Origin of the sequence: Staphylococcus sp. 2S1 (assembly GCF_046721335.1) — a bacterium.
GTDB lineage: Bacteria > Bacillota > Bacilli > Staphylococcales > Staphylococcaceae > Staphylococcus > Staphylococcus equorum_A.
Map to the genome: position 1 here is coordinate 789,087 of NZ_JBEUUJ010000003.1, position 15,858 is coordinate 804,944.

9 protein-coding genes and 3 pseudogenes are annotated in these 15,858 nt (G+C 35.1%); 6 read left to right on the plus strand and 6 right to left on the minus strand.

Annotation, left to right across the window (positions count from 1 at the left end; all coding sequences use genetic code 11):
- Positions 1–32: 32 nt before the first annotated feature.
- The 6 genes and pseudogenes from gyrA to dnaA form a co-directional block, all read right to left on the minus strand.
- Positions 33–2,740, minus strand: a pseudogene (gene gyrA, locus ABLV90_RS04215) (DNA gyrase subunit A).
- Between the two features lie 35 nt (positions 2,741–2,775).
- Positions 2,776–4,707, minus strand: coding sequence for a DNA topoisomerase (ATP-hydrolyzing) subunit B (gene gyrB / locus ABLV90_RS04220; RefSeq protein WP_460872235.1), 1,932 nt, complete (start codon positions 4,705–4,707; stop codon positions 2,776–2,778).
- 12 nt (positions 4,708–4,719) lie between these two features.
- Entirely contained in the window at positions 4,720–5,835 is a 1,116-nt protein-coding gene (recF, locus tag ABLV90_RS04225) for a DNA replication/repair protein RecF (protein WP_460872236.1), read from the minus strand.
- A complete protein-coding gene (gene yaaA, locus ABLV90_RS04230) occupies positions 5,832–6,065 on the minus strand; it encodes a S4 domain-containing protein YaaA (protein WP_172793137.1) in 234 nt (77 codons plus the stop codon). Before yaaA ends, recF begins: the two co-directional genes overlap by 4 nt.
- A gap of 525 nt (positions 6,066–6,590) precedes the next feature.
- Positions 6,591–7,721: a DNA polymerase III subunit beta gene (gene dnaN / locus ABLV90_RS04235; RefSeq protein WP_002506215.1), complete on the minus strand. Its 1,131-nt coding sequence runs from the start codon at positions 7,719–7,721 to the stop codon at positions 6,591–6,593.
- Between the two features lie 247 nt (positions 7,722–7,968).
- Positions 7,969–9,337 (minus strand): annotated as a pseudogene (gene dnaA, locus ABLV90_RS04240) (chromosomal replication initiator protein DnaA).
- Positions 9,338–10,073: 736 nt separating this feature from the next.
- Here dnaA and rpmH point away from each other — a divergent pair.
- From rpmH to ABLV90_RS04270, 6 genes and pseudogenes are all read left to right on the plus strand, one after another.
- Complete coding sequence (gene rpmH, locus ABLV90_RS04245) at positions 10,074–10,211, plus strand: 50S ribosomal protein L34 (RefSeq protein WP_000240855.1); 138 nt, start codon at positions 10,074–10,076, stop codon at positions 10,209–10,211.
- A 157-nt stretch (positions 10,212–10,368) separates the two neighbouring features.
- Entirely contained in the window at positions 10,369–10,713 is a 345-nt protein-coding gene (rnpA, locus tag ABLV90_RS04250) for a ribonuclease P protein component (protein WP_069817419.1), read from the plus strand.
- A gap of 162 nt (positions 10,714–10,875) precedes the next feature.
- Complete coding sequence (mnmE, locus tag ABLV90_RS04255; RefSeq protein ID WP_460872853.1) at positions 10,876–12,255, plus strand: tRNA uridine-5-carboxymethylaminomethyl(34) synthesis GTPase MnmE; 1,380 nt, start codon at positions 10,876–10,878, stop codon at positions 12,253–12,255.
- A gap of 16 nt (positions 12,256–12,271) precedes the next feature.
- Positions 12,272–14,151: pseudogene (mnmG, locus tag ABLV90_RS04260) on the plus strand (tRNA uridine-5-carboxymethylaminomethyl(34) synthesis enzyme MnmG).
- 1 nt (position 14,152) lies between these two features.
- A complete protein-coding gene (rsmG, locus tag ABLV90_RS04265; RefSeq protein ID WP_460872237.1) occupies positions 14,153–14,872 on the plus strand; it encodes a 16S rRNA (guanine(527)-N(7))-methyltransferase RsmG in 720 nt (239 codons plus the stop codon).
- Between the two features lie 41 nt (positions 14,873–14,913).
- Entirely contained in the window at positions 14,914–15,753 is an 840-nt protein-coding gene (locus ABLV90_RS04270) for a ParB/RepB/Spo0J family partition protein (RefSeq protein ID WP_002506209.1), read from the plus strand.
- Positions 15,754–15,858: the final 105 nt, after the last annotated feature.

Here is a 15,858-nt window from a genome sequence, read left to right on the forward strand (position 1 = left end):
TTTTTATATGTGTATTTATCTTTAATCAAAGATTATTCTTCTTCGTTGTCGTCGCTATCTGCATTATCGATATCTTCGTTAACACGATCCATAAAGTCTTCTCTTACTTCTTTACGGCCATCTTCTTCAGAGTTGTCATCTTCAACTTCTGTATGGATACCATTACCTGGTGTGTTATCTTCTACAACCGCTTCATCACTTGATGACGCATCTTGTGATTCAGAATCCGTTGTTTGGGCATTTGTTAAACCTGATTCAGTTGTTCCAGATTCTTCAGTTGCTTCAACTTCTTCTTCATCTTCTTCGTTTACTATAGCTACAGTAGATACAAATTGATTATCATCTAATTTGATTAATCTCACACCTTGGGCCGCACGACCATTTTGTGAAATGTCATTTACATCAATACGAATAATAACACCAGAGTTTGTGACAACCATCAAGTCTTCTTCTCCTGTGACTGATGTTATACAAACAATATTACCATTACGCTCAGTAATCGTAGCAGTCTTAATACCTTTACCACCACGGTTTGATAATCTGTAATCTCCTACAGGTGTACGTTTACCGTAACCATTTTCAGTAACGACTAGGATTTCATCATCTTGTTCCGCTTTAGTAACATCTAAGCCGACAACTTTATCGCCTTCTCTAAGCGTAATACCTTTCACACCTGTTGCTGTACGACCAAGTGGACGTAATGCAGTTTCGTGGAAGCGAATTAATGACGCATGCGCAGTACCGATAAGAATATCAGTTTCACCGTCTGTAAGACGTACTGCAATCAATTCATCATCATCTTTAAAGTTGATAGCAATCTTACCGTTTCTGTTTATGCGTGAGAAGTTGCTTAACGCAGAACGTTTAACTCTACCTTTCAGTGTTGCAAATACAAGGTAATCTTCTTCACTTTCTAAATCTTTAACGGCAATCATTGTACTGATAGATTCATCACTATCTAACTCTATGGCATTGACTACTGGAATACCTTTAGACTGACGTGAGAGTTCTGGTACTTCATAACCTTTAAGTTTATAAACACGACCTTTATTCGTAAAGAATAAAACGTGATCATGCGTGCTTAACGTTACAAGTTGGCTAACGAAGTCTTCTTCGAGCGTATTCATACCTTGTACACCACGACCACCACGGTGTTGTGATCTATATGTTGAAACAGGTAGACGTTTAATATAGTTATTATGACTTAATGTAATAACAATTTGTTCTTCAGGGATTAAGTCTTCATCCTCAATATTATCAAGGCCACCAAGTTGAATTTCAGTTTTACGTTCGTCACCAAAACGATCACGAACATCAATGAGTTCATCACGCACGATTTGTAAAAGCTTTTCTTCATCCGCAAGAATTGCTTTTAACTCTTCAATATAAGCAATTAAATCATTGTATTCTGATTCAATCTTATCGCGTTCTAAACCAGTTAAACGTCTTAAACGCATATCTAATATTGCTTGCGCTTGGCGTTCAGTTAACTTAAATTGCTCTTGCAAGCTTGCCATCGCAATTTTGTCGTTATCTGATTCACGTATTACTCTAATGATTTCATCAATATGATCCAGTGCAATTCTTAAACCTTCTAAAATATGTGCACGGTCTAATGCTTTTTTCAAGTTGTATTCAGTACGTCTTCTTACAACTATTTTTTGATGATCTAAGTATTCAACCAATGCTTCTTTAAGCGTGATAAGTCTCGGTCTACCATTTACCAATGCAATCATGTTTACACCAAATGATGTTTGTAATGGCGTTTGTTTATACAAGTTATTTAGAACAACACTTGCGTTTGCGTCTTTACGAACATCAATTACGACACGTACACCTGTACGTAAACTTGTTTCATCACGTAAATCTGTAATACCTTCTATCTTTTTATCTCGAGCTAATTCAGCGATTTTTTCTATCATACGCGCTTTATTGACTTGATAAGGTACTTCAGTCACTACGATACGTTGACGTCCGCCACCGCGCTCTTCTATTTCGAGCACGAGAACGCATTATAACTGAACCACGTCCAGTTTCAAATGCACGACGGATGCCACTTTTACCAAGAATTAAAGCGCCTGTAGGGAAATCAGGACCTTGGACATCTTCCATTAATTCAGAAATAGTGATGTCAGGGTTATAACTTAAACTTAATACGCCGTTAATAACTTCTGTTAAGTTATGCGGTGGAATATTAGTAGCCATACCAACAGCAATACCCGAAGCACCGTTAACTAATAAGTTCGGGAACCTTGATGGTAAGACTGACGGCTCTCTTTCATTACCATCATAGTTATCTATGAAATCAATTGTATTTTTGTTAAGGTCTCTCAACATTTCAAGCGTGATTTTAGACATACGTGCTTCTGTATAACGCATCGCAGCGAGCACCATCGCCATCCATTGAACCAAAGTTACCTTGACCATCAATTAAAGGATATCGATAGCTGAAGTCCTGCGCCATTCTTACCATTGCTTCATAAATCGATGAGTCACCGTGTGGGTGATATTTACCCATTACGTCCCCAACGATACGTGCAGATTTTTTATATGATTTGTCAGGTGTCATACCTTGTTCATGTAATCCGTATAATATACGTCGATGTACTGGTTTTAATCCATCTCTAACGTCTGGCAAAGCACGTGAGACAATAACGCTCATCGCATAATCTAAGAACGATTCGCGCATTTCATTGGTTATATTTCGTTCATTAATTCTTGATTCAGGTAGTTCAGCCATCAAGATATCCTCCTTCAAAAATTCAGTTCATTGTATTAGAAATCTAAGTTCGCATAGACTGCGTTATCTTCAATAAACTGTCTACGATTCTCAACAACATCGCCCATCAACATTTCAAATACTTGGTCTGCTTCTATCGCATCATCTAGTGATACTTGTAGTAACGCTCTGTGTTCAGGATTCATTGTAGTTTCCCACAATTGATCCGCATTCATTTCACCGAGACCTTTGTAACGTGAAATCGACCATTTTGGACTTGGGTCTAGTTCTTCTTTAAGCTTATCTAATTCACGTTCGTTAAACACGTAATATTTTTGTTTACCTTGCGTCAATTTGAAAAGTGGTGGTTGCGCAATATACACGTATCCCGCTTCTAATAACGGTCTCATAAAGCGATAGAAGAATGTTAAAAGCAATGTTCTAATGTGCGCGCCATCGACATCGGCATCTGTCATAAGGACAATCTTGTGATAACGTGCTTTACTTAAATCAAATTCTCCGCCAATTCCTGTACCAAAAGCAGTAATCATTGAACGAATTTCATTGTTATTTAGTATTCTATCTAATCGTGCTTTCTCAACGTTTAAAATCTTACCACGTAACGGTAAAATCGCTTGTGTTTCTGAATCACGGCCTGATTTTGTAGACCCTCCGGCAGAGTCACCCTCGACGATAAAAATTTCACTTCGAGACGGATCTTTACTAGAACAGTCTGCAAGTTTACCAGGTAGACTTGAGATTTCCAAAGCAGATTTACGACGTGTCACTTCACGTGCTTTTTTAGTCGCAAGACGTGCATGTGATGCCATAATACTTTTCTCAACGACAATACGTCCGACTTGTGGATTTTCGTATAAGAATCTTTCAAATAGTTCAGAGAATAATTTATCAACGACTTGACGCACTTCTGAGTTACCAAGTTTCGTCTTAGTTTGTCCCTCAAATTGTGGATCACTATGTTTGATAGACACGACCGCTGTTAAACCTTCACGTGTATCCTCACCTGAAAGTCGCTCTTTATCTTCTTTGATTATTTTACTGTTTATACCATAGCTGTTTAGCACACGAGAAAGGGCACGTTTGAATCCTTCTTCATGTGTACCACCTTCGTATGTGTGGATGTTATTCGCATATGTTAATAAGTTAGTTGCATAACCTTTGTTATACTGTAATGCGATTTCAACCTCAATATCATCTTTTGATTCATGTACATAAATCGGTTCATCATGAAGTGGTTCTTTCGTTTCATTCAACATTTCTACGTAAGATTTAATACCACCTTCATAGCGATAAGAGTCTTCTCTAACTTCCTCTTCACGTTCATCTCTTAACGTAATTGAAATACCTTTATTCAAGAAAGCAAGCTCTCTTGTACGTTGTTGTAACGTTTCATAGTGATATTCTGTAGTTTCAGTGAATATTTCAGAATCCGCTTTAAAACGAATTACCGTACCAGAAGCCTCATCAGTTTCTCCGATAACTTTCAAATCGAATTGCGGTATCCCTTTTTTATAGGCCTGATGATAAATTTGGTTATCTTTGTAAACGTACACTTCAAGATCTTCAGACAACGCGTTAACTACTGATGAACCTACACCATGTAAGCCACCAGATACTTTGTATCCGCCGCCGCCAAATTTACCGCCGGCATGAAGCACTGTCAAAATAACTTCTACAGCAGGACGTCCCATTTTTTCTTGAATACCTACTGGAATGCCTCGTCCGTTATCAGTAACTTTTATCCAATTATCTTTTTCTATAACAATTTCAACTTCGTCGGCATATCCAGCAAGTGCCTCATCGATACTATTATCGACGATTTCCCATACAAGATGATGCAAACCTCTTGCTGAAGTTGAACCTATATACATACCTGGTCGTTTACGAACCGCTTCTAGACCTTCTAATACTTGAATCTGACCAGCACCATAATCTTCCGTGTTGTTCACATCTGACAATGCTTCCACCTTCACTTTCTATTACTTTATAATTTCGCCTTGGTTAATGCGATAAAGTTTAGCGTTCTTCATAATTTCATGCTCTATACCGTCGACTGATGTTGTAGTTACAAAAGTCTGCACTTTATGTTGAATTGTGCTTAATAAATGCGATTGACGTGAATCATCTAATTCACTTAATACATCATCTAGCAATAAGATAGGGTACTCTCCTACTTCGATATTCATTAACTCGATTTCTGCGAGTTTTATCGATAAAGCAGTAGTCCGTTGTTGGCCTTGAGAGCCATACGTCTGAGCATCCATATCATTTACATTGAAACCTAAATCATCTCTGTGAGGGCCGTATAAACAAACGCCTCTATCTTTCTCACGTTCCATATTGTCATTGAGTAAAGTTAAGACTTCTTCTAAGCGTTCCGTCTCACTTTTCTCTTCATTGTCGAGTTTTATACTAGGCAAATATTTTAATGACAACGTCTCACGCTCGTCCGTTATTCCAGAATGGATAGGCTTAGCTAGTGATTCAAGTTCTTTAATAAAATGTTCACGTCTGAGCGTAATTTTGAGTGCATACGCTGCAAATTGTTGATTTAAGACATCTAGCATTGTGCTGTCTGTCTTTTGACCATATTGCAGTTGCTTCAAATAATTATTTTTTTGTTTTAAAATTCGCCGGTACTGGGACAAATCATTTAAGTATACTGCAGAAATTTGTCCAAGCTCCATATCTATAAATCTGCGTCTAATTTGTGGTGATCCTTTGACAATATTTAAATCTTCAGGCGCAAACAATACGACGTTCAAGTGACCAATATATTGAGTCAGTCTACTTTGTTCCAAGTGATTAATTTTAACTTGCTTACCTTTTTTGGTTATAAACATCGTTAAAGGCATTTCACCGTATCTATAACTAAGTTCACCTTCTATTTTAGCATAGTCCATACCGAAACGTATAAGTTCCTTGTCATTGGACGTTCTATGACTTTTAGCCAATGCTAATGTATAAATAGATTCAAGGAGGTTTGTCTTCCCTTGTGCATTCTCGCCAATCAATATATTGACCTCTGGATGACAATCAAGGGTAACTGAATCATAGTTACGATAATTTTCTATCTGGAGTGTCTTTAATCTCATTCTTCACCTTGATGTAAAATAACAAATGAACCGACTTCTGGTATGACAATGCTATCTTGATGGTTTAACTTTTTACCGCGACGTGTTTCACGTTCGTCATTTATCAAGACATCAAAATCTTGTAAGAACCATTTTGCTTGTCCGCCAGATTCGATAATACCTTCTGTCTTTAGAAATTGCCCTAAAGTAATGTCTCCATCAACGATTACCTCTTCAACCAAATCAATCACTCCGTTTCTTTTAAGCTCACTAATATATTATACCTTTTTTCACGAAAAATTTCATGTAAAATACAGCATGTAAGCGTATTCTTATAACTAATTTTCACTTCTTTTTAATAATTATGTACAAAGCCCGTTATAGCGGTTGTTTTACATGTAATATTATATCAAATTTCGAGTGATTTTATTCTGTTTTTTTGATTCTCTATCAATAAGTTCCAAATTTAATATGAAATTAGAGCAACATTTTTAATATGTGCGATTTAAAATGACATTTAAAGCGTGTTTTAGACGCGTTATAAAATTTTATTGAAATACCCTAACAATTAACAATAAATGCTTATATTTAATCGCTCAGTGCCTTTAAAAATGAAATATACCTCTTAAAATACTTCTGAAATTTATTTTTTTCGTAAAAAGTGTCCCCTGCTTTATTTATATACACGTATATAGACAAGCGATTACTTTTGAATTTAAAAATTAAAAGAAAAAACCCCAGACAAAATAAATTGTCTAGGGATAAGTTATTAAGTTCTAATATGTTCTGATTGGCAGAATTAATTGTGTTACTGAATCATCGTCTTTGGGTTTTAAAATAAATGGTTTCATTGTGCCAAAGAATTCTATTTCGACTTCGTCATTATCGATTGCTTTTAATGCATCCATCATATATTTCGAGTTGAATGAAATCTTCAAGTTACCACCATCAACGTTACTTGCTTTAACGTCTTCATTTACGGTACCAATTTCAGGAGATGTTGAAGATAATTCTACTAATTCATTACCAGTACTTAATTTAATAACGTTATTGCCGCCTTCACGTGCTAATAATGATGCACGATCGATTGCATGATAGAATTCACCGTTATTAATGCCTAATTTAATTTCGTAATTCTCTGGGAATAAACGAGATGTATCAGGATAATGACCTTCTAATAAACGTGAAATAAAGTTCACATTGCCAACTTTGAATAGTACTTGGTTTGATGCAAAGAAGATATCAATCTCTTCTTCACTATCTGTCATTATTTTATTTAACTCTGATAATGCCTTGCCTGGAATGATGACATTTTTATTTTCAGACTCGTCTTCTAATGCCACTTTTCTTACAGCCAAGCGGTGTGAATCAGTAGCCGTGCATATTAATTCACTATCTTGTATAAGCCAGTTAACACCAGTGAGTACTGGGCGTGTTTCTGAGGTGGACACTGCGAAATTCGTCTGTGCTATCACGTTTTTAAGTACTTTTACAGATAATTGAATTGCATCATCGCGAGAAACTTGTGGTAACAATGGGTATTGATCTGGATCTAAACCACTTAAGTTAAATTCAGAATGACCTGAAGTAATTAATGTTTGAAATTGTTCATTTGTAGAAAGTTTTACTTCTTTACCAGGTAACTTTTTAATGATGTCTACGAAGAAACGACCAGGGAGTACGACTGATCCAGTTTCTGCAACTTCTATAATGTCTTCACCATCAACTTGTTTAGGTATAGTGATTTCGATAGATATTTCTGAGTCAGAACCAGTAAGTATCACTTCGTTATTTTTAACTTCAATTTTTATACCAGTTAATATTGGTAATGTAGTTCTTGGTGAGATGGCTTTTAATGTGTCATTTAATTGAGCAATAAAATAATCTCTTCTTATTGTGAATTCCATCTAATTTTCAAACTCCTTCCAGTCGTTTATATATAAATTATATAGGTTTTAAAACAGTAGTAATAGTAGTAGGGCTTGTGGATTACGGGATAACTTATATGAATTCAGGTATGGCATTATTTAACGACTGTGGATAACTTGTGCACAGTGTGTATGACTTTTACACATTATCCACAATTCTCCAAAATTTATCGTTACTACGTTATTCCTCAATTTTCCTACAATTAATCTGTTATAGTACAGTTTTTTATTGATTTCTAATTTCTTTTTCCAAGTTTTCAAGTTCTTGTTTAAAAGTTGAATCACTACTTACTTCTTTAGCTATTTTCTCATGCGCATGAATAACAGTAGTATGATCACGGCCACCAAACTCTTCACCAATTTTAGGTAATGAGAAATCAGTTAGCTCACGTGATAAGTACATTGCAATTTGGCGCGGATAGGCAATGGATTTTGTACGTTTTTTAGCACTAAAATCTTCAATTCTCACGTTATAGTATTGTCCAACTATCTTTTGAATATCCTGAATCGTAATTTTTTTCGATTTTGGCGCTTGGATAATATCTTTTAACAGCTGCAGCAGTTAATTCAGTTGTAATCGGTTGGCCTTGAAGTTTAGAAAATGCTAATACACGAGTGAGTGCACCTTCAAGTTCACGAATATTAGACTGGATTTGATTAGCAATATAAGTTAATGCTTCAGTTGGAATATTTAAATTTTCTTCTCCAATTTTTTTCTGCAAAATAGCCATTCTTGTTTCGTAATCAGGAGGCGTAATATCAACGATTAATCCCCATTCAAAGCGAGAACGCAAACGATCTTCTAATTTAGCAATTTCTTTCGGCGGTCTATCACTCGAAATAACAATTTGTTTGTTTGCTTGATGTAATTCATTAAAAGTATGGAAGAATTCTTCTTGTGTTTGCTCTTTATTTTGGATGAATTGAATATCATCTATTAATAAAACGTCAATATTACGGTATTTTTCTCTAAAACGCTCAGTTTTATTATCACGAATAGATTTAATAAATTCATTAGTAAATTTTTCACTAGACGTGTAAATAACTTTAGCATCAGGATTGTTTTCTAATACATAATGACCAATCGCATGCATTAGATGCGTTTTTCCTAAACCAACGCCACCATAAATGAAAAGCGGGTTATAGGCTTGAGCAGGTGCTTCGGCAACAGCGAGACTTGCCGCATGAGGAAATCTATTGCCAGGTCCGATCACAAATGTATCAAAAGTGTTGTGTGTATTGAATTGTTCGCCGCCAATGACAGCTTCATCTACACCCGGTGTATACTTTTTCTTTTGTGGAACGTCTGGATTCGTGTGTTGATTCTCACCTGATTTTAAACTCTCTAATTGATCTTCAGAATAGAAAACTGGCATAATTTCATGACCGATTGCCTCATATAATGCAGTTTGAATAATTTCAACATAATGCGTTTTTAACCAATTGGCAACAAATGGATCATCGATAACAACAATGGCTTCATCATTTTGCAATGAGTAAAGCTTAGTATCTTTAAGGAAAGTTTGATAGCTAGGATAACTTACTTTCTCTTGAGCCAAGGTTAGGACTTTTTCCCAAATTTCTTTTTCTGACATATGAATAAACTCCAACTTTCATAAATTTTAAAAGTTATACACAAAAACAACAGGTATAAATGAGACTAATCACAGCATGTTGATAATTATCCACAAGTTACACACAATCGGTGGATAACTATTTACTCGCTATGATTTATACACAGCTGTTTAGTATATAATTCAATAAAGTAAACCCTGTATCTATCAATATTTACATGACTTATCCACACAATTATACTTTTTAACAATGACCAATGTCAAATGACTGTGAATATGTTGTTAAAACGTAGATGAACTTGTTAATAACATATATATTATCCACAAAAATAGAAACCGTAACTGTGCATAAGTGGATAACTTTGAGGAATAAACAGTATAACAAAAATCGAACCATTTGTGAGCTTGGGAAATAATTTATAAAGATTGTATGGAAAATGTATAATGAAAAATGAAGGATAATGCGGATTGTTTTTTAGATAGTAATGTTTCTACTATAATAGGGGAGGTTAGGCAATTTATAATCCAACACTTCCTTATATGTAATTAAATTGGGAAGTATTTTTAAATTGCCTATAAAATTGCAAAGACTCAAATTGATGCTTGCTTTATAAAATATATTTTGTTATATTGTAGAAGTTGCTTGAATTATGACTAGAAATTAATAACAGTTAAATCAAGACTTAAGAGCAGAAGCGTATATTAATTTATCTATTATAATAGTTAGATAACCGAATAAAGATGGAGGTGTTTTTGCATGGTAAAACGTACTTATCAACCAAATAAACGTAAACATAGTAAAGTTCATGGTTTCAGAAAACGCATGAGCACAAAAAATGGTCGTAAAGTTTTGGCGCGTCGTCGTCGTAAAGGCCGTAAAGTACTATCAGCATAAGATCACTGACTCATCAGTGGTCTTTTTTTGGTTTTAATGAAGGAAAATGACAGGAAATTACGTTAATTTTCGTTAGTAATTTAAGAAAATTAATGATATAGATTAAACATATATATAACATAATACATCTAATGAAGAGATAAGTGAGTGATGGTTGGTGGAAAAAGCGTATCGAATTAAAAAGAATGGTGATTTTCAATTTATTTATAAAAAAGGGAAATCAGTCGCTAACAGACAATTTGTAGTATACACAAAACCCAACAAAAATTTAGAGCATTTCCGCTTAGGAATAAGTGTTTCTAAAAAAATAGGTAATGCTGTGGTTAGAACCCGTATTAAAAGAGCTATTCGTGAAAACTTCAAGATACACAAAGAAGATATGCTACCATTAGATATTGTGGTAATAGCGAGGCAGCCAGCTAAAGATATGGATACGCTACAAATTCAAGCGAGCCTTGAACATGTACTTAAAATAGCAAAGGCTTTTAATAAGCGCATCTAAGTAGGGTAGGGGAAGTGGTTGATTAGACTACCGTTAGTCTAACTTCAGACAACCCTAAGACTTACTGTGTATTTTTTCGATCAAGATATTCGCTTTTTGATAGGAAACTCTTTACAATATTATAATGATAAAATTTAGACAATAAAGGAGGCGAGATGGATGATGGATTTAGATACAATAACGAGTATATCCACGCCAATGGGCGAAGGTGCGATAGGTATTGTACGTTTATCTGGTGTCGATGCAGTTAACGTTGCTGACAAGTTATTTAAAGGAAAACAAAAACTTGCAGATGTAACATCTCATACAATTAATTATGGTCATATTATTGATCCAGAATCAGAAGAAGTTATAGAAGAAGTAATGGTTTCTGTGCTACGTGCACCGAAGACGTTTACGCGTGAAGATATTGTTGAAATCAACTGTCACGGTGGTATTTTAACAATTAATAGAGTGCTTGAATTAACAATGAGTAATGGCGCACGTATGGCTGAACCGGGAGAATTTACAAAACGTGCATTCTTAAATGGACGTATTGATTTGTCCCAAGCAGAAGCAGTGATGGATTTTATTCGTTCTAAAACCGATCGTGCATCAAAAGTTGCAATGAATCAAATAGAAGGCCGTTTGAGTGATATGATTAAACGACAGCGACAATCCATTCTCGAAATCCTTGCACAAGTCGAAGTTAATATAGATTACCCAGAATATGATGACGTAGAGGACGCTACTACAGAATTTTTATTAGGTAAATCAAATGAAATTAAAGAAGAGATTAATAAATTATTAGAAACTGGTACGCAAGGTAAGATTATGAGGGAAGGCTTATCTACAGTAATTGTCGGTAGACCGAATGTTGGTAAATCATCAATGCTCAATAATCTGATCCAAGATAATAAAGCTATTGTTACAGAAGTGCCAGGAACGACACGAGATACATTAGAAGAATACGTTAACGTTCGAGGCGTACCACTAAGATTAGTAGACACAGCAGGTATTCGTGAAACTGAAGATATTGTAGAGCGCATAGGTGTTGAACGTTCCCGAAAAGCATTAGGCGAAGCAGACTTAATCTTATTTGTACTAAATTATAACGAAGCACTTTCTGAAGAAGACCGTAAACTTTATGAAGTGATTAAAAACGAAGATGCGATTGTTATTGTAAATAAAATGGATTTAGATAAACAATTAGATATAGATGAAGTTAAAGCAATGATTGGAGATATGCCGTTAATCCAAACTTCTATGTTGAAGCAAGAAGGAATAGATCAATTAGAAATACAAATTAGAGATTTATTCTTTGGTGGCGATGTTCAAAATCAAGATATGACGTATGTATCTAATTCAAGGCATATTTCATTATTAAAAGAGGCTAGAAATACAATTCAAGACGCAATAGATGCTGCAAAATCAGATATACCAATGGATATGATTCAAATTGACTTGACGAGAACTTGGGAAATATTAGGTGAAATCATCGGAGAATCCGCAAGCGACGAATTGATAGATCAATTATTTAGTCAGTTCTGTTTAGGAAAATAATAAGGAGGAAAATAGTATGGCTCAAGAATATGATGTAATAGTAATAGGAGCCGGGCATGCTTGGTATTGAAGCAGGACTTGCTTCAGCTCGACGTGGTGCAAAAACGCTTATGTTAACAATTAACTTAGATAATATTGCGTTTATGCCATGTAATCCATCAGTTGGTGGACCGGCAAAAGGAATCGTCGTGCGTGAAATTGATGCTTTAGGTGGACAAATGGCCAAAACGATTGATAAGACCCACATTCAAATGCGTATGTTGAATACGGGCAAAGGCCCAGCAGTGAGAGCATTACGTGCACAAGCAGATAAAGTATTGTATCAACAAGAAATGAAAAAAGTAATTGAAGATGAAGATAACCTTGATATTATGCAAGGCATGGTAGACGACTTAATGATTGAAGATGATGTGATTAAAGGCGTACGTACTAACATTGGAACAGAATACTGGGCAGAGGCAGTTATTATTACAACAGGTACATTTTTACGCGGTGAGATTATCTTAGGAAACATGAAATATTCAAGTGGCCCTAACCACCAATTACCATCTATTTCATTAGCCGATAATTTAAGAAATCTTGGCTTTGAAGTTGTTAGATTTAAGACAGGTACACCACCTCGTGTAAATGCGAAAACAATTGATTATTCTAAAACTGAAATCCAACCAGGTGATGAGGTAGGTAGAGCGTTTAGTTTTGAAACTACTGAATATATCTTAGATCAATTACCATGTTGGTTAACATATACAAATGCTGATACACACCAAGTAATTGATGATAATTTACATCTTTCAGCAATGTATTCAGGGATGATTAAAGGTACAGGTCCAAGATATTGTCCATCAATTGAAGATAAATTTGTGCGTTTCAACGATAAACCACGTCACCAATTATTCTTAGAACCAGAAGGACGTAATACGAATGAAGTATACGTACAAGGATTATCTACAAGTCTTCCAGAACATGTACAAAGACAAATGGTAGAAACAATTCCTGGTCTAGAAAAAGCAGACATGATGCGTGCAGGTTATGCAATTGAATACGATGCACTCGTACCTACACAATTATGGCCAACACTTGAAACTAAAAAAATCAAAAACTTATATACTGCTGGTCAAATCAACGGTACATCAGGTTATGAAGAAGCGGCTGGACAAGGTATTATGGCTGGTATTAATGCAGCAGACTAGAGTACAAGATAAAGATGAAGTTGTCTTAAGTCGTTCTGATGCATATATCGGTGTATTAATTGATGATCTTGTTACGAAAGGCACAAATGAACCTTACCGTTTATTAACATCTCGTGCAGAGTATCGTCTATTGATAAGACATGATAACGCTGATTTACGTCTCACTGATTTAGGTCACGAATTAGGAATGATTTCTGAAGAGCGTTATGCACGTTTTAATGCAAAACGAGACATGATAAAATCAGAACAAGAACGATTAGGTAGTATCCGAGTGAAACCACATGATCGCGTTCAAGAAATTATTGAAGCCCAAGGCGGTTCTCGCTTGAAAGATGGTATTTTAGCATTAGAGCTGTTACGTCGTCCTGAAATGACTTACGATTTAATTCTTGAAATTCTGGATGAATCACATGTACTTCCATCTGATGTTGAAGAACAAGTGGAAATTCAAACGAAATACGAAGGCTACATCAACAAGTCATTACAACAAGTTGAAAAAGTAAAACGTATGGAAGAGAAAAAAATTCCAGAAGACTTAGATTATAGTAAGGTAGATAGTTTAGCGACTGAAGCGCGTGAAAAATTAGCAGAAGTTAAGCCATTAAACATTGCGCAAGCTTCTCGTATTTCTGGTGTGAATCCAGCTGATATCTCAATTTTACTTGTTTTTCTTGAACAAGGAAAAATCCAAAGGGTGAAAAATTAAGATGAGTGTAGAATGGTTAACTAAGCAACTCAGTACACAAGGTATAGAACTTTCTGAAGAACAACAACGACAATTTCAAACGTATTATCAAATGCTTGTTGAATGGAATGAAAAAATAAATTTAACAAGTATCACTGAAGAACATGAAGTGTATTTGAAACATTTTTATGATTCAATTGCGCCAAGTTTTTATACGGATTTGACTAAAGAATTAACAATTTGTGATGTAGGTCTTGGTCTTGGTTTCCCAAGCATTCCTTTAAAAATTATTTTTCCGAATTTAAAAGTTACAATTGTAGATTCGTTAAATAAACGTATAAACTTTTTAAATCAATTAGCAGAGGCGCTAGACCTTGAAAACGTAAATTTCGTGCACGATCGTGCCGAAACGTTTGGCAAAGGAGTCTACAGGGAGTCTTATGATATCGTAACTGCACGTGCTGTTGCTAGACTTTCAGTATTAAGTGAATTGTGTCTGCCTTTAGTTAAAAAAGGCGGTCAATTCATTGCTTTAAAATCTTCTAAAGGTGAAGAAGAATTAGAAGAAGCACGTTTCGGTTTAGGTATTTTGGGTGGTAAAGTGCGAGAAACAATTTCATATGAATTGCCAGAAGAAGCGGGCGAGAGACAAATGATGATTATAGACAAGAGAAGTCAGACACCTAAGAAGTATCCTAGAAAACCAGGAACACCGAATAAGTCTCCATTGCTTAACAAGTAAATGCAAATCAATACAATTAATTTAGAGGGAGCGCATGGAAAATGAAGAAACCTTTTTCTAAATTATTTGGTTTAAAGAACAAAGATGACATTGTTGGTTATATTGAAGAAGATCATAATAATAGCGTTGAATCTATTCATATCGAACGTATTGTGCCAAACCGTTATCAACCAAGACAAGTATTTGAGCCAAATAAGATAAAAGAACTCGCAGAATCAATAGAAGAACATGGTTTGTTACAGCCTATCGTCGTACGTCCAATTGAAGAAGATATGTTTGAAATCATTGCAGGTGAACGTAGATTTAGAGCGTTTCAATCACTTGGTAAAACACACGCAGAAGTCATTATTAGATATTTAGATGATGAAGAGACTGCTGTGGTTGCACTTATTGAAAACATTCAACGTGAAAACCTATCCGTCGTTGAAGAAGCGGAAGCATATAAAAAGTTATTGGAAATCGGGGATACCACACAAAGTGAATTAGCTAAAAGTGTTGGTAAAAGCCAAAGTTTCATAGCTAATAAATTGCGTTTATTAAAATTAGCACCTAAAGTCATCGAACGTTTACGTGAAGGTAAGATTACTGAACGTCACGCTCGTGCAATGTTAAGTTTATCAGAAGAAGATCAAGAAATAATGGTTGAAACTGTTATTAGCCAGAAGCTAAATGTAAAACAAACAGAAGCACGAGTGAAACAAAAAGTTGGCCCTGAAAAGGTGACGGCTCAAACATTTGGCTTTGAAAAAGACTTAACTGACGCACGTGATGCAGTTGGTAAAAGTCTTGAAAGCATTGAAAAAAGCGGCATTAAATATGAACATCAAGCTAAAGATCATGACGACTATTATGAAATAAAGATTAAATTATACAAACGTTAATATAACCAAAATGAAACAATCTGGGAAATAGATCCTAGATTAAATCACTGACTGTTAGAATCCTCATTGGAAATCTAACAGTCTTTTTTAATGTTTAAATTTTAT